Here is an 18,462-nt window from a genome sequence, read left to right as displayed (position 1 = left end):
GATCACTCCCACGCTCTGCGTGGGAGCGATCGAAATACAGGTGAGAGCAGGACTGTGGATTTTCTCCACGGGCAAACTGCCATTATCGTTCGGCGCGGTTACTGGCCTACACACTCGTAGGCCATAAACGCACAAGCCATATGCACCATTGCAGTGCGCAAGATTATTTTTCTGCCCTTTCCTGGATCATCACCCAAGGCGATACCACCACCGCCCAAAGGCCAGGATCACGCTCGAAAAGATCCTGCGCCCGCGTTTCAGACACCTTGGCAAGCTCCCCACCGGCCAGCCAGCCCGCCACTTTGTCGGTCTGGTTCTCGGCCATGGCCTCGGCCGCCGCGATCAAATCCAGCGAGGGTTCGACCCACAATAGGGCACCCCGGGCAAAGAACGGTTGCAGCTCTTCCCAGCGGATAGATGCAGTTTCACCAAGCAGCTTGGCATAGAGGGTGCTAGGTTCTTGAATCATGGGTTTCTACCTGAGAAAAAATCGGCGCAATCATAACGTCGAGACTCAGGCAGAAAAACCCGGATGCAAATGGTTGGGGTGAAAGAGGAACCAGGAAGCCAGGGATTGCCCGTGAAGGTCAGCAACATTCAGATAACAATCTGCATGGCAATCCGCCGCTATTCTGTCTTTTTCTTTCATTTAAGCGACATCTCCCGATTTTGCCCTTGGCTGCCCGCTATTCAAGCGATTAACGGGCGCTCTAAACTGTATCGGTACAGTTGCCGGGGAAAATCGGGGTTCTCAAACCCGGTTCTGCTGCCTTGGCGTCAGGACTATAAAAATTACAACAGCAAGAGTGGAGCACTAATGACTAAGCAGATTTCCAAACTGTTCGCCGCTATGGTTCTGGCCGGTATCGCCAGCCATTCTTTCGCTGCAGACACCATCAAGATCGGCATCGCCGGCCCGAAAACCGGTCCGGTTACCCAGTACGGTGACATGCAGTTCATGGGCGCGAAACAGGCCATCAAGGACATCAACGCCAAGGGCGGCGTCGATGGCAAACAACTCGTAGCTGTTGAATACGATGATGCCTGCGATCCAAAACAAGCCGTGGCCGTAGCCAACAAAGTGGTCAACGACGGCGTCAAGTTCGTGGTCGGTCACCTCTGCTCCAGCTCCACCCAACCGGCTTCGGACATCTACGAAGACGAAGGCGTGATCATGATCACCCCGGCTGCCACCAGCCCGGAAATCACCGCTCGCGGCTACAAGATGATCTTCCGCACCATCGGTCTCGACAGCGCCCAGGGCCCTGCCGCCGGTAACTACATCGCCGACCACGTCAAGCCGAAAGTGGTTGCCGTGCTGCACGACAAGCAGCAATACGGTGAAGGCATCGCCACCGCGGTCAAGCAGACCCTCGAGAAGAAAGGCGTGAAGGTTGCCGTCTTCGAAGGCCTGAACGCCGGCGACAAGGACTTCTCGTCGATCATCCAGAAACTCAAGCAAGCCAACGTCGACTTCGTCTACTACGGCGGCTACCACCCTGAGCTGGGCCTGATCCTGCGCCAGTCCAAGGAAAAAGGCCTGAACGCCAAGTTCATGGGTCCGGAAGGCGTCGGCAACGACTCCATCTCGCAGATCGCCCAGGACGCTTCCGAAGGCCTGCTGGTGACCCTGCCGAAGTCCTTCGATGCGGATCCGCAAAACAAGGCCATCGCTGACGCCATCAAGGCGGATGGCAAGGACCCGAGCGGCCCGTTCGTGTTCCCGGCCTACTCCGCTGTCGAGCTGATCGCCGGTGGCATCACCGCGGCGAAGAGCGAAGACACCGCCAAGGTGGCAGCCGCCATCCACGCCGGTACCTTCAAGACCCCGACCGGCGACCTGAGCTTCGACGCCAAGGGCGACCTGAAGGACTTCAAGTTCGTGGTCTACCAGTGGCACTTCGGCAAACCGAAAACCGAAGTTTCTCCTCAGTAAGCAAGGCCTGAAAGGTCAAGAAGCCCACTGTGCAAGCAGTGGGCTTTGTTTTACGAGGTTATGGGCCCGACACCCGCGATCCGGGAGCTGGCTCACCTGAAAATCTTAAAACCGTCACCAGCGGTTCGCTGGCAAACGCTCGTGCCGACGTGGCCACAGACCACGGCACCGGGCCGGAACATGACTCCACCAGTGAAATGCGTATCGGGTTTTTAGGAGCGCTGTAATGCCTGAGATCTATCACTTCTTCCAACAGCTGGTTAATGGCCTGACCATTGGCAGCACCTATGCCTTGATAGCCATTGGCTACACAATGGTTTACGGCATTATTGGAATGATCAACTTCGCCCATGGCGAGGTGTACATGATTGGTTCCTACGTGGCCTTCATCGTCCTTGCCGGGCTGGCCATGCTGGGTATCCACTCACTGCCGCTGTTGATGACCGCCGCGTTCCTCGCGACGATCGTCGTGACCAGTGCCTATGGCTACAGTATCGAACGCGTCGCCTACCGCCCCCTGCGCGGCAGCAACCGTCTGATCCCGCTGATTTCCGCCATCGGCATGTCGATTTTCCTGCAGAACACCGTACTGCTGTCCCAGGACTCCAAGGACAAGTCCATCCCCAACCTGATCCCGGGGAGCTTCTCCTTCGGTCCTGGGGGTGCAGAAGAGGTGATGATTTCCTACATGCAGATCCTGGTATTCGTCGTCACCCTGGTGGCCATGACCGGACTGACCCTGTTCATCTCCCGTTCACGCCTGGGTCGCGCCTGCCGCGCCTGTGCCGAAGACATCAAGATGGCCAACCTGCTGGGCATCAATACCAACAACATCATCGCCCTGACCTTCGTCATCGGCGCCGCCCTCGCGGCGGTCGCGGCCGTGCTGCTGAGCATGCAATACGGCGTGATCAACCCCAACGCCGGCTTCCTGGTGGGCCTGAAGGCTTTCACCGCGGCAGTTCTGGGCGGCATCGGCAGCATTCCGGGCGCCATGCTCGGCGGGCTGGTGCTGGGGGTGGCCGAAGCCTTTGGCGCCGACGTGTTCGGCGACCAGTACAAGGACGTGGTGGCGTTCGGTCTTTTGGTTCTGGTGCTGTTGTTCCGGCCGACCGGCATTCTGGGCCGTCCGGAGGTTGAGAAAGTATGAACAGATATCTCAAATCGGCGTTCTTCAGCGCCTTGCTGGTATGGGCCGTGGCCTTTCCGGTACTCGGTCTCAAGCTGAGCATCGTCGGGATCAACCTCGAAGTGCACGGCACCGGTCCGGTAACCCTGACCATCATCGCCCTCTGCTCGGTGCTGATGTTCCTGCGCGTGCTGTTCAGCGAACAGTTCAGTGCGATGTTCAAGTCGTCCCGGGGCCCGCTGGTCTCGCCCAAGGTCGGCCAGTTCCTGACCCTGCCGCGCACCCAGCGCTGGATCATCATCGGCCTGATCGTGGCCGCCCTGATCTGGCCGTTCTTCGGCTCGCGCGGTGCGGTCGACATCGCCACCCTGATCCTGATCTACGTGCTGCTGGGCCTGGGCCTGAACATCGTGGTCGGCCTCGCCGGCCTGCTCGACCTGGGCTACGTGGGTTTCTACGCCGTCGGCGCCTACAGCTACGCGCTGCTGTCGCACTACTTCGGCTGGAGCTTCTGGATCTGCCTGCCGATCGCCGGCCTGATGGCCGCCACCTTCGGTTTCCTGCTGGGCTTCCCGGTGCTGCGCCTGCGTGGCGACTACCTGGCCATCGTGACCCTGGGCTTCGGCGAAATCATCCGGCTGTTCCTGCGTAACCTCACCGACCTCACCGGCGGCCCCAACGGCATCAGCAACATTCCCAAGCCGACCTTCTTCGGGCTGTCGTTCGACCGCACCGCCGGCGAAGGCATGCGGACCTTCCACGAGTTCTTCGGGATGGACTACAACCCGGTGAGCAAGGTGGTGTTCCTGTACCTGGTGGCCCTGGTCCTGGCCCTGCTCGCGCTGTTCGTGATCAACCGCCTGCTGCGCATGCCGATCGGCCGTGCCTGGGAAGCACTGCGTGAAGACGAAATCGCCTGCCGTGCCCTGGGCTTGAATCCGACCGTGATCAAGCTGTCGGCCTTCACTCTCGGCGCCGCGTTCGCCGGTTTCGCCGGCAGCTTCTTCGCCGCGCGCCAGGGGCTGGTGACGCCGGAGTCCTTCACCTTCATCGAGTCGGCGATCATCCTCGCCATCGTCGTGCTGGGTGGCATGGGCTCGCAACTGGGCGTGATCCTGGCGGCCATCGTCATGATCCTGCTGCCGGAAATGATGCGTGAGTTCAGTGAATACCGCATGTTGATGTTCGGCGCCCTGATGGTGCTGATGATGATCTGGCGTCCACAAGGCCTGCTGCCCATGCAACGGCCCGAACTTAAACTAAGAGCGGAGCTGAGCAAATGAGCCGCCAGATCCTGAAAGTAGAAAACCTGAGCATGCGCTTCGGCGGCCTGCTGGCGGTCAATGGCGTGGCCCTGACCGTCCTGGAAAAGCAGGTGGTGGCACTGATCGGCCCGAACGGCGCCGGCAAGACCACGGTGTTCAACTGCCTGACCGGCTTCTACAAGCCGAGCGCCGGCAGCATCCTGCTCGACGGCCAGCCGATCCAGGGCCTGGCCGGCCATGAGATCGCCCGCAAGGGTGTGGTGCGGACCTTCCAGAACGTGCGTCTGTTCAAGGACATGACCGCGGTCGAGAACCTGCTGATCGCCCAGCACCGCCACCTCAACACCAACTTCCTCGCCGGTTTGTTCAAGACCCCGTCGTTCCGCAAGAGCGAACGCGAAGCCATGGAGTACGCCGGATACTGGCTGGAAAAGGTCAACCTGACCGAGTTCGCCAACCGTCCGGCCGGCACTCTGGCCTATGGTCAGCAACGCCGCCTGGAAATCGCCCGCTGCATGATGACCCGCCCGCGGATCCTGATGCTCGACGAACCGGCGGCGGGCCTCAACCCGCGTGAAACCGACGACCTCAAGGCGCTGATCAGCGTGCTGCGCGAAGAACACAACGTCACGGTCCTGCTGATCGAACACGACATGAAACTGGTCATGAGCATTTCCGACCATATCGTCGTGATCAACCAGGGCACGCCGTTGGCCAACGGCACGCCACAACAGATCCGCGACAATCCTGAAGTGATCAAAGCCTACCTGGGGGAAGCGTAAATGCTGCAATTCGAAAACGTTTCCACCTTCTACGGCAAGATCCAGGCGCTGCACAGCGTCAACGTGGAGGTGCGCCAGGGCGAAATCGTCACCCTGATCGGTGCCAACGGCGCGGGCAAGTCGACCCTGTTGATGACCCTCTGTGGCTCGCCACGGGCCCATAGCGGCAGCATCCGCTACATGGGTGAGGAACTGGTGGGGCAGGAATCCTCGCAGATCATGCGCAAGAGCATCGCGGTGGTGCCGGAAGGCCGTCGCGTGTTCTCGCGCCTGACCGTGGAGGAGAACCTCTCCATGGGCGGTTTCTTCACCGACAAGGGCGACTACCAGGCGCAGATGGACAAGGTCCTGGAGCTGTTCCCAAGGCTCAAGGAGCGCTTCAGCCAGCGTGGCGGCACCATGTCCGGCGGCGAACAGCAGATGCTCGCCATCGGCCGGGCGCTGATGAGCAAGCCCAAGCTGTTGCTGCTCGACGAACCCTCGCTGGGCCTGGCACCGATCATCATCCAGCAGATCTTCGATATCATCGAACAACTGCGCAAGGACGGTGTGACGGTGTTCCTGGTGGAGCAGAACGCCAACCAGGCGCTGAAAATCGCCGACCGCGCCTACGTGCTGGAAAACGGCCGGGTGGTGATGGAAGGCAGCGGCAACGACCTGCTGACCGATCCCAAGGTCCGCGAGGCGTACCTGGGCGGTTGATAACACGCCCTGCTGCAACGCTGTGATGAGAAGCCCCGATGATCCGGGGCTTTTCTTTGCTCGTGAAAACGCCTGGAGGCCCGGCCTTGATACCCTCCCGTAAAATAATCGATTATTTTTGCAGCATGCTGTAACAAACCCTGCCCTCGCCGCTCAAGTAAGGCAGGAAAGCAATGAAACCCATCCAACCACTGCTTCCATTATTGATAACCCTCGGAGATCGACCATGAGCACTACTTCCCGCACCCTGTCCGCCGCCACCCTCGCCCTGGCCCTGGGTTCTGCCCTGAGCATGGCCGCGTTGCCGATGACCGCGCATGCCGACGACGCCGCCAAAATGGAAAAATGCTACGGCGTGGCCCTCAAGGGCCAGAACGATTGCGCCGCAGGCGCCGGCACCACCTGCGCCGGTACTTCGGCCAAGGACTACCAGGCCAACGCCTGGAAACTCGTCCCGGCAGGCACTTGCGAAACCACCAAGACCCCTAACGGCATGGGTAGCCTGAAACAAGGCCCAGCAGCCTGATCCTCCCTCCAGCCTGAGCGCCGAAGATGTCCACGCTACTGCAATCCGCCCCCCATCCTCACGCTCAGGTCGTTGGCGCCGAGCTCCCAGCCCGCGCCGGGCTGGGGCTCAAGGCCGAACATTTCCAGGTGGTCCTGGAGACCCGTCCCGACCTCGGCTTCTTCGAGGTCCACGCCGAAAACTATATGGTCGCCGGCGGACCGTTTCACCATTACCTGGGTTTGATCCGCGAACAGTATCCGCTGTCGCTGCATGGTGTCGGCCTGTCCATCGGCGCCGAAGGCCCGCTGGACAAGCAGCATCTCCAGCGCCTGGCGAGGCTGATCGAGCGTTACCAGCCCCAATCCTTTTCCGAACACCTGGCCTGGTCGACCCACGGCCCGGTGTTTCTCAACGACCTGCTGCCATTGGCCTATGACCCGGCCACCCTGCAGCGGGTCTGCGAACATGTCGACCAGGTGCAAAGCACCTTGAAGCGCCCGATGTTGCTGGAGAATCCGGCGACCTATCTGCAATTCGAGCGTTCGACCCTCGACGAAGCGGACTTCATCAGCGAAGTCATCCGCCGTACCGGCTGCGGGCTGCTGCTGGACGTGAACAATGTCTATGTCTCCAGCATCAACCACCAGCGCGATGCGCTGGCCTATATCGAGGCGCTGCCACTGCACGCGGTGGGAGAAATCCACCTGGCCGGATTTGCCGAAGACGCCGACAACCTCGGTGACCGCCTGCTGATCGATGATCACGGCGCGCCCGTCGACCAGGCGGTCTGGACCCTGTACCAACAGGTGCTGGCGAAGATCGGCGCGATGCCGACCCTGATCGAACGCGACAACCAGTTGCCCGCCTTTGCCGTGCTGTTGACCGAAGCCGCCCAGGCGCAATCGCTGCTGGATCGGGTCGAGGTGCGCCGATGAGCGATCAGACCCGCTTCAGCGCCGCACTGCTCGACCCTAGACTGCCTTGCCCGCACGGTCTGTGCAGCAGCAACGGGGCCGACCCGGCCAGTCGTTTCGCGGTGTACCGCAACAACGTGCAGAGTTCGCTGAGCAATGCCCTGGCGGACAGCTACCCGGTGGTCATGCAACTGGTTGGCGAGGCATTCTTCCGCGCCATGGCCGGTGTCTATGTCCAGCATTGCCCGCCCGCCAGCCCGATCCTCAACCACTACGGCCAGGACTTCGGCGACTTTATCCAGGACTTCGCGCCGGCGGCGAGCGTACCTTACCTGGCCGATGTCGCGCGCCTGGAGCGGTTGCGGATCAACGCCTATCACGCCGCCGATGCGACACCGGTAAGCCCTGAGCAGCTCGGCCATTACCTGGCTGACCCCGAGTCACTGATCACCTTGCGGATGCACTTGCACCCCAGTCTCGCGGTGCTGGACTCAGCCCATGCCGTGGTGTCGTTGTGGCAGGCGCATCAAGGCGAAGGCCGGTTGGAGCAGATCGATCCGACCCGGGGCGAAGCGGCGTTGATCCTGCGCCAGCACTGGCAAGTCGAGGTGTTCCGGATCGATAGCGGCACCCTGGCGTTTATCCGCAGCCTGCAAAACGACGCGCCGCTGGCACAGGCCATTGCCGGCGCCTGCGAGGCCGGCGCCGGGTTCGATCCAAGCCAGGCGCTCGCCCTGTTGATTCGCCACAGCGCCATCATCCACCTGCAATCAGAAGAAAAGGCCCGACCATGAACACTCGCACTGAACCGCAGAACCCTGTCGCGCGCCTGATCGGGCGGATCATCCAGCTGTTCGAGATGATTCCCTACAGCCTGATTGCCTTTGTCGCACGCTTCTCCATCGCCGCCGTGTTCTGGAAGTCGGGGCAGACCAAGGTCCAGGGGTTTGCCATCGACCTGGTTTCCGGTACGTTTGACCTCGGGGTGCCGCGGCTGGCGAGCTCGACCATTCCGTTGTTCGAGAGCGAATACAAGGTGCCGCTGTTGTCACCGGAAATCGCCGCCCACCTGTCCGCGTTTGGCGAACACTTTTTCCCGCTGCTGATCCTGCTGGGTTTCGCCACGCGCTTCTCGGCGCTGGCGCTGTTCGGCATGACCCTGACCATCCAGCTGTTCGTCTACCCGGACGCCTACCCGACCCATGGCACCTGGATGACCATCCTGTTGCTGCTGATGGCCAAGGGACCGGGGATATTCTCCATCGATCACCTGATTGCCAAGCGTTACCGTTGAAGCCGGTCCAGGGCCTCGCCGCTGCGCTTGAACCAGCCGATCAGATAATCGGCCAGGACCTGGGTTCGTCGCGGCAAGCCGCCCTGGTAAGGATGCACCAGGTACAACGGCATATCGCGGGTGCGGTAGTCCCGTAGCAGCCAACGCAGGCGACCGTCGGCCAGTTCCGCGGGCAGGACATAGGACGGCAGGCGGGCGATACCGGCGCCCACCAGCGCGGCCTTTTTCAGCAGGCTGTAGTGATTGCTGGCAAAGGGACCGCCGACCCTCACCCGCAACAGTTCATGTTCGCGGTGGTACTGCCACTCCTCGCGACCGCTGTAGTGGCTGTTGAGCAGGCAACGATGGCTGGACAACTCCTGAGGCGTGCGCGGCTCACCGTGGCGCTCCAGATACGCGGGGCTGGCGCAGGTCAACTCGGTCATGACCAGCAAGGGCCGGGACACCAGGCGTTCGTCGCTGCCGACCTCGGTACGGATCGCCAGGTCGAAGCCTTCGCGAGCCAGATCGCGGAAACCATTGTTCAGGTCCAGTTCGATCTGGACGTCGGGATAATCCCGGGAAAACTCCAGCAACAAGCCATCGAAAAAGGTTTCCCCCAGGGACACCGGCACCGTCATGCGCACGGGACCGGCGATATCGTCCTTGAGCCGGGCCAGGGCCTGGTGCGCCCGCTCCACCTGCACCACCAGCGCCTGGGCCTGGGGCAACAAGGCGGCACCGGCGGCGGTCAGGCTCAGGCGTCGCGTGGTGCGGTGCAACAGCACCACGGCGAACTGCGCCTCCAACTGGCTGATGCGCTTGGACAACTGTCCCTTGCTGCAGCCCAGTTGCTGGGCGGCCAGGGTGAAACTGCCCGCCTCGACCAGCACGGCAAAGGCCGCCAGATCATCCATCTCGCTCACGGATTGTTTCCAAAAGAAAACCAAAGGTTGCCTATTAGCACGCTTATCTGCGGAAAAATCCACTCTAGACTGAAAGCTCAACCCCCCACTGGAGGAACCGCAGGATGAAAATTCTTTTGATTGGCGCCCATGGCACCATCGGCTCGGCCATCGAAAAAGAACTGGCCCCACGTCACGAAATCATCAGGATCGGCCGCACCAGCGGTGACCTGCACGTGGATATCAGCGACAGCGCGTCGATTCGCCAACTGTTCGAGCAGACCGGCAAGTTCGACGCCCTGGTCTGCGCCGCTGGCAACGTCAACTTCGTAGCGCTGGCCGAGATGAGCGAAAAAGACTTCGCCCTTGGCCTGCAGGACAAGCTGATGGGTCAGGTCAACCTGGTGCTGATCGGCCGCGAATACGCCAACGACGGTGCGTCGTTCACCCTGACCAGCGGCATCCTCAACCGCGATCCGATCCGCACCGGCGCCTCGGCGAGCCTGGTCAACGGCGCCATCGACGGCTTCGTCAAGGCCGCCGCCATCGAACTGCCTCGCGGCCTGCGGGTGAACTCGGTCAGCCCGAACGTGCTGGTGGAAGCCATGGGCAGTTATGCCCCCTACTTCCGCGGCTTCAAGCCGGTGCCTGCGGTGGACGTGGCACTCGCCTATGCCAAGAGCGTGGAAGGCCTGCAAACCGGCCAGACCTATCACGTCGGCTGAAAGGAAACACACCCCGTGGGAGCCGGCTTGCTGGCGATTGCAGTCATGCCGCCACCGGAAGATCTCACTGAATGGCCGTCTGCGGCGGCTCGCCAGCAAGCCGGCTCCCACGGGGCGTCATCGTCTGCCGGACTTGTGATGCTCGCCCAGCCTGAGTAACGTGGCGGCACTTGCCAGGAGACCCCACGATGCATGCCGCCCGTTCCCTCATGTTCCTTGCCCTGCTGCCCCTGTTCGCCGGGTGCCAGATGCTCGCCCCGCAATCGTCGAATTCCACTGCCGGCCTGAGCCGCATGCAAGGCGAACTCAGCCGCGTCGACGGCAAGCTGGTGTTCCAGCCGTGCCAGGAACAACGTCGCTTTGTCGTCAACGACAGCGGCAACACCAGCATCGCCCAGGAAGCCGCCAGCCTGGCAAGCAAGCCCGGCAAACTGTTCGCCGACCTGCGCGGCAGCTTTTCCGCGAGCAAGGCCGACGGCTCCGACGGGCAGATGAACCTGCAACAGATCTATCGCCTGGAACGCGGCGCCGGTAGCTGTGGCGACCCCGACTTCAAGCGCCAGACCGTGATTGCCAGCGGCCACAATCCGGACTGGTCGTTCAAGGCCAGCGGCAGCGGTCTGGTCCTGGAGCGCGACAAGCAACCGGCCATCGTCCTCCCCTACCTGGAAGAACAACTGGGTGACGGTCGTTTCAGCCTGAGCACCGAAGGCAACAACCAGCGTATCGAGTTGTGGGTCGCGCCCCAGCGCTGCGTCGACAGCGTCACCGGCAGCGTGCAGAGCCTGAGCGCCGAGTTGCGGGTCAATGGCGAGGTCCAGCGCGGTTGCGGCGTCTTCGGCGGCGCGCGCAACGACTGATTCGACGAACTGCCATTCAAGCCTCACGGAAAAACCCCGTTGGGGCTTATAATCACCGGTTTGTTGTAAAGCCGGCGCGCCCGCGTGGCCCGCACACTGGACCCTGTCATGTTACGAATCACCGAACTCAAGCTGCCGATCGACCATCCCGATGAAGACCTGCGGCCCGCCATCGTGCAGCGCCTGGGCATCGCCAGCGATGACCTGCTCGATTTCACCCTGTTCAAGCGCAGCTACGATGCCCGCAAGAAGTCGTCCGAGCTGTGCTTCATCTACACCATCGACCTCTCGGCCCGCGGCGAAGACGCCCTGCTGAAGAAGTTCGCCGACGACCGCAACGTCAACCCGGCGCCGGATGTCAGCTACCAGGTCGTCGGCCAGGCACCAGCCGACCTCGGCGCCCGTCCGATCGTCGTCGGTTTCGGCCCCTGCGGGATCTTCGCCGGCCTGCTGCTGGCCCAGATGGGCTTCAAGCCGATCATCCTCGAACGCGGCAAGGAAGTGCGCCAGCGCACCAAGGACACCTGGGGCCTGTGGCGCAAAAGCGTGCTCAACCCCGAGTCCAACGTGCAATTCGGCGAGGGCGGCGCCGGGACCTTCTCCGACGGCAAGCTCTACAGCCAGATCAAGGATCCGAAACACCACGGTCGCAAGGTCCTGCACGAGTTCGTCAAGGCCGGCGCGCCGGAAGAGATCCTCTACGTCAGCAAACCGCATATCGGCACTTTCCGCCTGACCGGCGTGGTCGAGAACATGCGCCAGCAGATCGAAGCCCTGGGCGGCGAAGTGCGTTTCCAGCAACGGGTCACCGATGTGCTGATCGACGACGGCCAGTTGACCGGCGTGGTGCTCGACAGCGGCGAACAGCTGGACTCGCGCCATGTGATCCTGGCGCTGGGCCATAGTGCCCGCGATACGTTCCGCATGCTCCACAGCCGTGGCGTGTACATGGAAGCCAAGCCGTTCTCGGTGGGTTTCCGTATCGAACACCCGCAATCGCTGATCGACAGCGCGCGCCTGGGCAAGTACGCCGGGCACCCGAAACTCGGCGCCGCCGACTACAAGCTGGTGCACCACGCCAAGAATGGCCGTTCGGTCTACAGCTTCTGCATGTGCCCGGGCGGCACCGTCGTGGCAGCCACCTCGGAGCCGAACCGGGTGGTGACCAACGGCATGAGCCAGTACTCGCGCAACGAGCGCAATGCCAACTCCGGCATCGTGGTCGGCATCACGCCCGAAGTGGATTATCCGGGCGGCCCGCTGGCCGGTATCGAGCTGCAGGAGCGCCTGGAATCCCACGCCTTCGTGCTGGGCGGCAGCAACTACGAGGCGCCGGCGCAGTTGGTCGGCGACTTCATCGCCGGCAAACCGTCCACCGCGCTGGGCAGCGTCGAGCCGTCCTACAAGCCGGGCGTGGCCCTGGGTGACCTGGCGCTGGCCTTGCCGGACTTCGCCATCGAAGCCATTCGCGAGGCCCTGCCGGCCTTCGAACGCCAGATCAAGGGCTACTCGCTGCACGATGCGGTTCTGACCGGCATCGAAACCCGCACCTCTTCACCACTGCGCATCACCCGCAACGAGTCGATGCAGAGCCTGAACGTCAAGGGCCTGTTCCCGGCCGGCGAAGGTGCCGGTTATGCCGGGGGGATCCTCTCGGCTGGCGTCGACGGCATCCGCATCGCCGAAGCCGTGGCCCGGGATATCCTGGGGATCGAGGCCTGAGGCCGGCCGTCATGACCTATAGCGTCTCGCCCATCGGTTTCGTCCGCTCCTGCTTCAAGGAGAAATTCGCTATCCCACGCCAGCCCCAACTGGCGCCGGCGGCACGGGGCATACTGGAACTGGTGGCGCCGTTCGACCAGGGCGACGCGGTGCAGGGACTGGAGCAGGTCAGCCATGTCTGGCTGCTGTTCCTGTTCCACCAGGCCCTGGAGGACAAGCCACGGCTCAAGGTCCGCCCACCCCGCCTGGGGGGCAACAAAGCCATCGGCGTCTTCGCCACCCGCGCCACCCACCGACCGAATGGCATCGGCCAGTCCGTGGTCAAGCTGGACAAGGTCGAAGGTCATCGGTTGTGGATCTCGGGCATCGACCTGCTGGACGGCACGCCGATTCTCGATATCAAGCCGTATGTGCCCTACGCGGACAATGTCGCCGGTGCCGTCAACGACATCGCCAGCGCGGCGCCGGAGCTGATTCCCGTGCAGTGGACGGACAGCGCCCTGCAACAGGCCCAGGGCCATGCCCAGCGCCTGGAAGAGCCCCTGGTGGCCCTGATCGAACAATGCCTGGCGCAGGACCCGCGTCCGGCCTACCAGACCCCGACGCCCGAACGCGAGTACGGCGCCCGGTTCTGGGACCTGGACGTGCGCTGGCATTACCCGCAGACGGGGGTGATCCGCGTGCTGGAAGTGATTCCCGCCCGCTAGGACCACCGGAAACGAAAAAGCCCGCGTTGCCTGGGAAGGCAACGCGGGCTTTTTTGTGGGAGCCGGCTCCCACATAAATAGGTCGGGGCCTATTTTTCGACGAAGGCGCGCTCGATCAGGTAGTCACCTGGCTCGCGCATACGTGGCGAAACCTTCAGGCCGAAGCTGTTGAGCACTTCGCTGGTCTCGTCGAGCATGCTCGGGCTGCCGCACAGCATGGCGCGGTCGTCCTGCGGGTTGATCGGTGGCAGGCCGATATCGCTGAACAGCTTGCCGCTGCGCATCAGATCGGTCAGGCGACCTTCGTTCTCGAACGGCTCGCGGGTCACGGTCGGGTAGTAGATCAACTTGTCACGCAGGGCCTCGCCGAAGAACTCGTTCTGCGGCAGGTGCTCGGTGATGAACTCGCGGTAGGCGACTTCGTTGACGTAACGCACGCCGTGGCACAGGATCACTTTTTCGAAACGCTCGTAGGTTTCCGGGTCCTGGATCACGCTCATGAACGGTGCCAGGCCGGTACCGGTGCTCAGCAGGTACAGGTGCTTGCCCGGCTTGAGGTCGTCGAGTACCAGGGTCCCCGTGGGTTTCTTGCTGATGATGATCTCATCGCCTTCCTTCAGGTGCTGCAACTGGGAGGTCAACGGACCATCCGGCACCTTGATGCTGAAGAACTCGAGATGTTCTTCCCAGTTCGGGCTGGCGATCGAATAAGCACGCATCAGCGGCCGGCCGTTAGGCTGTTGCAGGCCGATCATCACGAACTGACCGTTTTCGAAGCGCAGGCCCGGGTCGCGGGTGCACTTGAAGCTGAACAGAGTGTCGTTCCAGTGGTGAACACTGAGGACACGCTCGTGATTCATGTTGCTCATTGGGGTGGGGCTCCTGGAAATTGGGTCTGCGCTGTCAGCAAGCCGCTATCAACACGCGCGATTGCATAGCATTCTAATGCCAGCGACAATATCTGTTAAATTAATTATCAAGATAAGGGTTATCGGTTATATAGATATGCGATTCACTCTCCGTCAGCTTCAGGTATTCGTCACCGTCGCCCAGCAGGAAAGCGTCTCACGCGCCGCCGGGCTGCTGGCCCTTTCACAATCCGCCGCGAGTACCTCGATCACCGAGCTCGAGCGGCAATCGAGCTGCCAGTTGTTCGACCGCGCCGGCAAGCGCCTGAGCCTCAACGCCCTGGGCAAGCAGCTGCTGCCGCAGGCCGTGGCGCTGCTGGACCAGGCCAAGGAAATCGAAGACCTGCTCAACGGCAAGTCCGGCTTCGGCTCGCTGGCGGTGGGCGCCACCCTGACCATCGGCAATTACCTGGCGACCCTGTTGATCGGCAGCTTCATGCAGTTGCACCCGGAGAGCCAGGTGAAGCTGCATGTGCAGAACACGGCGAACATTGTGCATCAGGTCGCCCACTACGAAATTGACCTGGGTCTGATCGAGGGCGACTGCAGCCACCCGGATATCGAAGTGCAGACCTGGGTCGAGGACGAACTGGTGGTGTTCTGCGCCCCGCAGCATCCGCTGGCAAAACGCGGTCACGCAAGCATGGAAGAGTTGACCCGGGAAGCCTGGATCCTGCGTGAGCAGGGTTCGGGGACGCGACTGACCTTCGACCAGGCCATGCGTCATCACCGCAGCGCGCTGAATATCCGCCTGGAGCTGGAGCACACCGAAGCCATCAAGCGGGCAGTGGAATCAGGCTTGGGGATCGGCTGCATCTCGCGCCTGGCCCTGCGCGACGCGTTCCGTCGCGGCAGCCTGGTGGCGGTGGAAACCCCGGAACTGGACCTGGCGCGGCAGTTCTACTTTATCTGGCACAAGCAGAAGTACCAGACCTCGGCGATGCGCGAATTCCTCGACCTGTGCCGCAACCTCACCGCCGGCGTACAGCGCAGCGATGAGATCGTGTTGCCGACGATCGCCTACTAAAGAAGGATGACGGCCCAGACCAGGGCAATCATGCTCAGGGCGACGAACTGGGCGGCGCTGCCCATGTCCTTGGCATTTTTCGACAACGGGTGCCGATCCAGGGAAATCCGGTCGATGGCCGCTTCCACCGCCGAGTTGAGCAACTCGACGATCAGCGCCAACAGGCACACGGCAATCAGCAGTGCACGCTCTACGCGGCTGACGTTGAGGAAGAACGCCACGGGAATCAACACCACGTTCAACAGCACCAGTTGACGGAATGCCGCCTCGCCAGTGAATGCCGCGCGCAGGCCATCGAGGGAATATCCCGACGCGTTGAGGATACGTTTGAAACCGGTTTGACCTTTGAAAGGCGAAGACATAAGTAGGCAACTGAGCAAAAAGGTGTAGGAAAGCTAGTTCAACAAAAGTCAAAAAAGCGTGAATAGCCGCTGTCTTACTGACTCGAAATTGACTCAAGTTGTTGCAGGAGCAAGGCGGCCTGGGTACGGGTACGCACGCCCAGCTTGCGGAAGATCGCCGTCACGTGTGCCTTGATGGTCGCCTCGGACACACTCAGCTCGTAGGCGATCTGTTTATTCAGCAGCCCTTCGCACACCATGGTCAAGACCCGGAACTGCTGGGGTGTCAGACTGGCCAGGCCGGCACTGGCGGCCTTGGCCTCATCGGAAACACTGACGGCCTCGAAGGCCTGCGGCGGCCACCAGACATCGCCGTCGAGCACCGTGCGCACGGCCTTCTGGATCACTTCCAGGGAACTGGATTTGGGGATAAAGCCGCTGGCGCCGAACTCGCGGGAACGCACCACCACCGAGGCCTCTTCCTGGGCCGAAACCATCACCACCGGAATCTGCGGATATTGACCGCGCAACAACACCAGCCCGGAAAAACCATAGGCGCCGGGCATGTTCAGGTCCAGCAGGACCAGGTCCCAATCGGCTTTCTCGGTCAGGCGGGTTTCCAGCTCGGCAATGCTCGCCACTTCCACCAGCCGCACATCGGGCCCGAGCCCGAGGGTCAGCGCCTGGTGCAATGCACTGCGAAAAAGCGGATGGTCGTCGGCGATCAGGATTTCGTATGTGGTCATTTTTCCAATGATCCTGTTTTTAGGCGAGCGTCGATCGGTTCGCGACTCGCCGAAGCATCTCGAAGCGACAGCCTGCAAGGGCCCGTGCGCCAAAGGGCAGGTTCCACGCCAGAGGCCCGGAAAACCGGTGCTTCAACACGTTGCCACACCCGATTCGGCGCCAAGCATGACCAGCGAAACCAGGGTGGTCAAGTTCGATGCTTTACGGCACAGTCAGCGGCAGACCAATAAGAGTGCCATCATGCGAAGCCAAGCCCTGCGTGCCGATATCCTCATGCTGTTGACCGCCGCGATCTGGGGTAGCGGCTTTGTCGCACAAACCGCGGGCATGAATCATGTGGGGCCCTTCCTCTACTCCGGACTGCGCTTCGCCCTGGGTTCACTCTGCCTGTTGCCGTTGGTGCTGCGCGGCGACGCCCGGCAGATCCGCCCCGAACCCTTTCTGACCCGAGGCCTATTGCTCGGCGGCGTGCTGATGGGACTGGCCCTGGCGCTGGGCATCAACCTGCAGCAAGTAGGCCTGCTGTTCACCACCGTCACCAACGCCGGCTTTATCACCGGCCTCTATGTGATTGTAGTGCCGTTGCTGGGACTCTTCATCGGCCACAAGACCGGCATGGGCACCTGGCTGGGGGCTATGCTCGCCGTGGTCGGCATGTTCCTGCTGAGCGTCGGTGATCAGTTCCACGTATCACCGGGGGACTGGCTGCAATTGATCGGCGCGTTTGTCTGGGGCGGGCATGTGGTTCTGGTGGGGGTATTCGCCAAGCGTCACGATGTGATTCGCCTGGCGTTCCTGCAATTCACCACCTGCGCCCTGGTCAGCCTGCTGCTTGCCCTGTGCCTGGAACCCATCCAGTGGTCGGCCATCGTTGCCGCCGGCCCGGCGATTGTCTACGGCGGCGTGGTTGCCGTGGGTATCGGCTACACCTTGCAGGTGATCGCCCAGAAGGACGCGATTGCCTCCCATGCGGCGATCATCTTCTCGCTGGAAGCGGTGTTTGCCGCCATCGCCGGCGCCCTGCTGCTCAACGAATCGCTGCACCTGCGCGGTTATCTGGGCTGCGCGCTGATGCTCGCCGGCATGCTGATCGCCCAGCTGTGGCCGAGAACAGCCGCTACGGCGCCTGGAGAAAAGGCCTGAGCTGACGATGGACTTCGTCGTCGAGGTCCAGTGGCAGCTGGAACTTGGCCCCGAGATAGTGAGTGGTGAAGACTTCGAGCAAGGCACTCACCGCTTCACCGGCGCGGGTGTCGCCCGCCAGTTCCAGGCACAAGGCACCGACCTCCGCCGTGCAGAAGTGATCGTCACGCTTGGAACGGCGCAACTTGTAGCGCGACAACTGCTCCGACTCCAGGCTCAGTACCGGGAAACGCTCCAGGTACGGACTCTTGCGGAACATCTTGCGCGCTTCGGTCCAGGTCGCGTCCAGCAGGATGAACAGCGGGCGCTTGCCGTCCATCGGCTGCACCTCGGTGACCACCCGCTCCGCTGCCACGAACTCTCCCGGGAACACGATAAACGGCTGCCATTGCGGATCGTCCAGCAGCGCCAGCAATTGAGGGTCAGCCTCGGTACGCGACCAGCTGAAGGCGGTGGTATCGGCGATCACATCGGCGATCAGCCAACCGGTGTTGCTCGGTTTCATTGGCTCGACATCATGCATCAGCAGGCATATCGCCGAGCGCGCCGCGACCCGCGGACGCCATTCACACAGGCAATATTCCGGAATCACCCGACAACCCTCGCAACGCTCGGCCCTTGAGCCCCGGGCGGTGAACGGCGCTTTCGCACGGGCCAGGCGCTGGGTGCGCAGACGGGAAACAGCGTGGCTCATAAGCTGCAACGCCGGCAAACAGAAGGGCTGAACACGAAAAGTACGACTCATGACGATAAAAAGTGCGCGAAGTCTAACAGAGGCAACGACGGTGTTTGCGCGGCGGGCCGTCGACATTTCCTTCACCCCCTGGGTAGTAGGGCCTACAACCGCCCTCTATACTTCGCGACCACT

At 62.1% G+C, this 18,462-nt stretch carries 21 protein-coding genes; 15 read left to right on the top strand and 6 right to left on the bottom strand.

What is annotated here, in order from left to right:
- Window positions 1-163: 163 nt before the first annotated feature.
- Window positions 164-469 carry a DUF2288 domain-containing protein gene (locus tag HX851_RS31120; protein WP_177066497.1) on the bottom strand — a complete coding sequence of 102 codons (306 nt, stop codon included), beginning with the start codon at window positions 467-469 and terminating at the stop codon, window positions 164-166.
- A 348-nt stretch (window positions 470-817) separates the two neighbouring features.
- Here HX851_RS31120 and HX851_RS31115 point away from each other — a divergent pair, with 348 nt between their 5' ends.
- From HX851_RS31115 to HX851_RS31075, 9 genes are all read left to right on the top strand, one after another.
- The gene (locus HX851_RS31115; protein ID WP_177063413.1) at window positions 818-1,936 is read left to right on the top strand and encodes a branched-chain amino acid ABC transporter substrate-binding protein; all 1,119 of its coding nucleotides are present in this window, start codon (window positions 818-820) and stop codon (window positions 1,934-1,936) included.
- A gap of 226 nt (window positions 1,937-2,162) precedes the next feature.
- Window positions 2,163-3,086: a high-affinity branched-chain amino acid ABC transporter permease LivH gene (gene livH / locus HX851_RS31110; protein ID WP_177063412.1), complete on the top strand. Its 924-nt coding sequence runs from the start codon at window positions 2,163-2,165 to the stop codon at window positions 3,084-3,086.
- Window positions 3,083-4,348 (top strand): high-affinity branched-chain amino acid ABC transporter permease LivM, encoded by a 1,266-nt coding sequence (locus HX851_RS31105; protein WP_177063411.1) that lies wholly within the window; start codon window positions 3,083-3,085, stop codon window positions 4,346-4,348. The genes livH and HX851_RS31105 overlap by 4 nt, the downstream gene beginning before the upstream one ends.
- Window positions 4,345-5,112 (top strand): high-affinity branched-chain amino acid ABC transporter ATP-binding protein LivG, encoded by a 768-nt coding sequence (gene livG / locus HX851_RS31100; RefSeq protein WP_177063410.1) that lies wholly within the window; start codon window positions 4,345-4,347, stop codon window positions 5,110-5,112. Before HX851_RS31105 ends, livG begins: the two co-directional genes overlap by 4 nt.
- Window positions 5,113-5,814, top strand: a complete 702-nt coding sequence (locus HX851_RS31095; protein ID WP_177063409.1) for an ABC transporter ATP-binding protein — start codon at window positions 5,113-5,115, stop codon at window positions 5,812-5,814.
- 226 nt (window positions 5,815-6,040) lie between these two features.
- Window positions 6,041-6,340, top strand: coding sequence for a BufA1 family periplasmic bufferin-type metallophore (locus HX851_RS31090; RefSeq protein ID WP_177063408.1), 300 nt, complete (start codon window positions 6,041-6,043; stop codon window positions 6,338-6,340).
- Window positions 6,341-6,366: 26 nt separating this feature from the next.
- A complete protein-coding gene (gene bufB, locus HX851_RS31085; RefSeq protein WP_177066496.1) occupies window positions 6,367-7,257 on the top strand; it encodes an MNIO family bufferin maturase in 891 nt (296 codons plus the stop codon).
- Window positions 7,254-8,030 (top strand): HvfC/BufC N-terminal domain-containing protein, encoded by a 777-nt coding sequence (locus tag HX851_RS31080; protein WP_177063406.1) that lies wholly within the window; start codon window positions 7,254-7,256, stop codon window positions 8,028-8,030. The genes bufB and HX851_RS31080 overlap by 4 nt, the downstream gene beginning before the upstream one ends.
- Window positions 8,027-8,530 (top strand): DoxX family protein, encoded by a 504-nt coding sequence (locus tag HX851_RS31075; RefSeq protein ID WP_177063405.1) that lies wholly within the window; start codon window positions 8,027-8,029, stop codon window positions 8,528-8,530. The genes HX851_RS31080 and HX851_RS31075 overlap by 4 nt, the downstream gene beginning before the upstream one ends.
- On the opposite strand, the gene HX851_RS31070 is transcribed toward HX851_RS31075, so the two are convergent.
- Window positions 8,521-9,435 carry a LysR family transcriptional regulator gene (locus tag HX851_RS31070; RefSeq protein WP_177063404.1) on the bottom strand — a complete coding sequence of 305 codons (915 nt, stop codon included), beginning with the start codon at window positions 9,433-9,435 and terminating at the stop codon, window positions 8,521-8,523. The genes HX851_RS31075 and HX851_RS31070 overlap by 10 nt on opposite strands.
- 104 nt (window positions 9,436-9,539) lie before the next feature.
- On the opposite strand from HX851_RS31070, the gene HX851_RS31065 reads away from it, so the two are divergent.
- From HX851_RS31065 to tsaA, 4 genes are all read left to right on the top strand, one after another.
- Window positions 9,540-10,139: a short chain dehydrogenase gene (locus HX851_RS31065; protein WP_177063403.1), complete on the top strand. Its 600-nt coding sequence runs from the start codon at window positions 9,540-9,542 to the stop codon at window positions 10,137-10,139.
- Window positions 10,140-10,327: 188 nt separating this feature from the next.
- Entirely contained in the window at window positions 10,328-10,999 is a 672-nt protein-coding gene (locus HX851_RS31060) for a COG3650 family protein (RefSeq protein ID WP_177063402.1), read from the top strand.
- A 108-nt stretch (window positions 11,000-11,107) separates the two neighbouring features.
- The gene (locus tag HX851_RS31055) at window positions 11,108-12,721 is read left to right on the top strand and encodes an NAD(P)/FAD-dependent oxidoreductase (RefSeq protein WP_177066495.1); all 1,614 of its coding nucleotides are present in this window, start codon (window positions 11,108-11,110) and stop codon (window positions 12,719-12,721) included.
- 11 nt (window positions 12,722-12,732) lie between these two features.
- The gene (gene tsaA, locus HX851_RS31050; RefSeq protein WP_177066494.1) at window positions 12,733-13,428 is read left to right on the top strand and encodes a tRNA (N6-threonylcarbamoyladenosine(37)-N6)-methyltransferase TrmO; all 696 of its coding nucleotides are present in this window, start codon (window positions 12,733-12,735) and stop codon (window positions 13,426-13,428) included.
- Window positions 13,429-13,517: 89 nt separating this feature from the next.
- Here tsaA and fpr read toward each other — a convergent pair whose 3' ends face one another.
- Window positions 13,518-14,297, bottom strand: a complete 780-nt coding sequence (gene fpr, locus HX851_RS31045; protein ID WP_003443014.1) for a ferredoxin-NADP reductase — start codon at window positions 14,295-14,297, stop codon at window positions 13,518-13,520.
- A 136-nt stretch (window positions 14,298-14,433) separates the two neighbouring features.
- On the opposite strand from fpr, the gene HX851_RS31040 reads away from it, so the two are divergent.
- Window positions 14,434-15,363 (top strand): LysR family transcriptional regulator, encoded by a 930-nt coding sequence (locus HX851_RS31040; RefSeq protein WP_177063399.1) that lies wholly within the window; start codon window positions 14,434-14,436, stop codon window positions 15,361-15,363.
- On the opposite strand, the gene HX851_RS31035 is transcribed toward HX851_RS31040, so the two are convergent.
- Window positions 15,360-15,725, bottom strand: coding sequence for a diacylglycerol kinase (locus HX851_RS31035; protein ID WP_017127654.1), 366 nt, complete (start codon window positions 15,723-15,725; stop codon window positions 15,360-15,362). The genes HX851_RS31040 and HX851_RS31035 overlap by 4 nt on opposite strands.
- A gap of 74 nt (window positions 15,726-15,799) precedes the next feature.
- Window positions 15,800-16,450 carry a response regulator transcription factor ErdR gene (gene erdR / locus HX851_RS31030; RefSeq protein WP_017127653.1) on the bottom strand — a complete coding sequence of 217 codons (651 nt, stop codon included), beginning with the start codon at window positions 16,448-16,450 and terminating at the stop codon, window positions 15,800-15,802.
- A 241-nt stretch (window positions 16,451-16,691) separates the two neighbouring features.
- Between erdR and HX851_RS31025 the strand changes: the two genes are divergently transcribed.
- Window positions 16,692-17,594, top strand: a complete 903-nt coding sequence (locus HX851_RS31025; RefSeq protein ID WP_177063398.1) for a DMT family transporter — start codon at window positions 16,692-16,694, stop codon at window positions 17,592-17,594.
- Here HX851_RS31025 and HX851_RS31020 read toward each other — a convergent pair.
- Window positions 17,569-18,288, bottom strand: coding sequence for a tRNA-uridine aminocarboxypropyltransferase (locus HX851_RS31020; protein ID WP_177063397.1), 720 nt, complete (start codon window positions 18,286-18,288; stop codon window positions 17,569-17,571). The two genes, HX851_RS31025 and HX851_RS31020, sit on opposite strands and share 26 nt — an antisense overlap.
- Between the last annotated feature and the right edge of the window lie 174 nt (window positions 18,289-18,462).

The sequence above is a fragment of the Pseudomonas gingeri genome, assembly GCF_013385635.1.
GTDB lineage: Bacteria > Pseudomonadota > Gammaproteobacteria > Pseudomonadales > Pseudomonadaceae > Aquipseudomonas > Aquipseudomonas gingeri_A.
Note: the sequence above shows the minus strand (reverse complement) of the source record. Positions and strands in the feature narration are given on the sequence as shown.

Bases quoted from the DNA above. Each gene is read 5' to 3' on its own strand.
- HX851_RS31105 (WP_177063411.1), top strand. From the start codon at position 3,083: ATGAACAGATATCTCAAATCGGCGTTCTTCAGCGCCTTGCTGGTATGG.
- HX851_RS31055 (WP_177066495.1), top strand. From the start codon at position 11,108: ATGTTACGAATCACCGAACTCAAGCTGCCGATCGACCATCCCGATGAA.
- HX851_RS31065 (WP_177063403.1), top strand. From the start codon at position 9,540: ATGAAAATTCTTTTGATTGGCGCCCATGGCACCATCGGCTCGGCCATC.
- HX851_RS31035 (WP_017127654.1), bottom strand. From the start codon at position 15,725: ATGTCTTCGCCTTTCAAAGGTCAAACCGGTTTCAAACGTATCCTCAAC.
- HX851_RS31025 (WP_177063398.1), top strand. From the start codon at position 16,692: ATGCGAAGCCAAGCCCTGCGTGCCGATATCCTCATGCTGTTGACCGCC.
- HX851_RS31040 (WP_177063399.1), top strand. From the start codon at position 14,434: ATGCGATTCACTCTCCGTCAGCTTCAGGTATTCGTCACCGTCGCCCAG.
- HX851_RS31060 (WP_177063402.1), top strand. From the start codon at position 10,328: ATGCATGCCGCCCGTTCCCTCATGTTCCTTGCCCTGCTGCCCCTGTTC.
- HX851_RS31120 (WP_177066497.1), bottom strand. From the start codon at position 469: ATGATTCAAGAACCTAGCACCCTCTATGCCAAGCTGCTTGGTGAAACT.
- HX851_RS31080 (WP_177063406.1), top strand. From the start codon at position 7,254: ATGAGCGATCAGACCCGCTTCAGCGCCGCACTGCTCGACCCTAGACTG.
- erdR (WP_017127653.1), bottom strand. From the start codon at position 16,450: ATGACCACATACGAAATCCTGATCGCCGACGACCATCCGCTTTTTCGC.
- HX851_RS31020 (WP_177063397.1), bottom strand. From the start codon at position 18,288: ATGAGCCACGCTGTTTCCCGTCTGCGCACCCAGCGCCTGGCCCGTGCG.
- livG (WP_177063410.1), top strand. From the start codon at position 4,345: ATGAGCCGCCAGATCCTGAAAGTAGAAAACCTGAGCATGCGCTTCGGC.
- livH (WP_177063412.1), top strand. From the start codon at position 2,163: ATGCCTGAGATCTATCACTTCTTCCAACAGCTGGTTAATGGCCTGACC.
- tsaA (WP_177066494.1), top strand. From the start codon at position 12,733: ATGACCTATAGCGTCTCGCCCATCGGTTTCGTCCGCTCCTGCTTCAAG.
- HX851_RS31090 (WP_177063408.1), top strand. From the start codon at position 6,041: ATGAGCACTACTTCCCGCACCCTGTCCGCCGCCACCCTCGCCCTGGCC.
- HX851_RS31115 (WP_177063413.1), top strand. From the start codon at position 818: ATGACTAAGCAGATTTCCAAACTGTTCGCCGCTATGGTTCTGGCCGGT.
- bufB (WP_177066496.1), top strand. From the start codon at position 6,367: ATGTCCACGCTACTGCAATCCGCCCCCCATCCTCACGCTCAGGTCGTT.
- fpr (WP_003443014.1), bottom strand. From the start codon at position 14,297: ATGAGCAACATGAATCACGAGCGTGTCCTCAGTGTTCACCACTGGAAC.
- HX851_RS31075 (WP_177063405.1), top strand. From the start codon at position 8,027: ATGAACACTCGCACTGAACCGCAGAACCCTGTCGCGCGCCTGATCGGG.
- HX851_RS31095 (WP_177063409.1), top strand. From the start codon at position 5,113: ATGCTGCAATTCGAAAACGTTTCCACCTTCTACGGCAAGATCCAGGCG.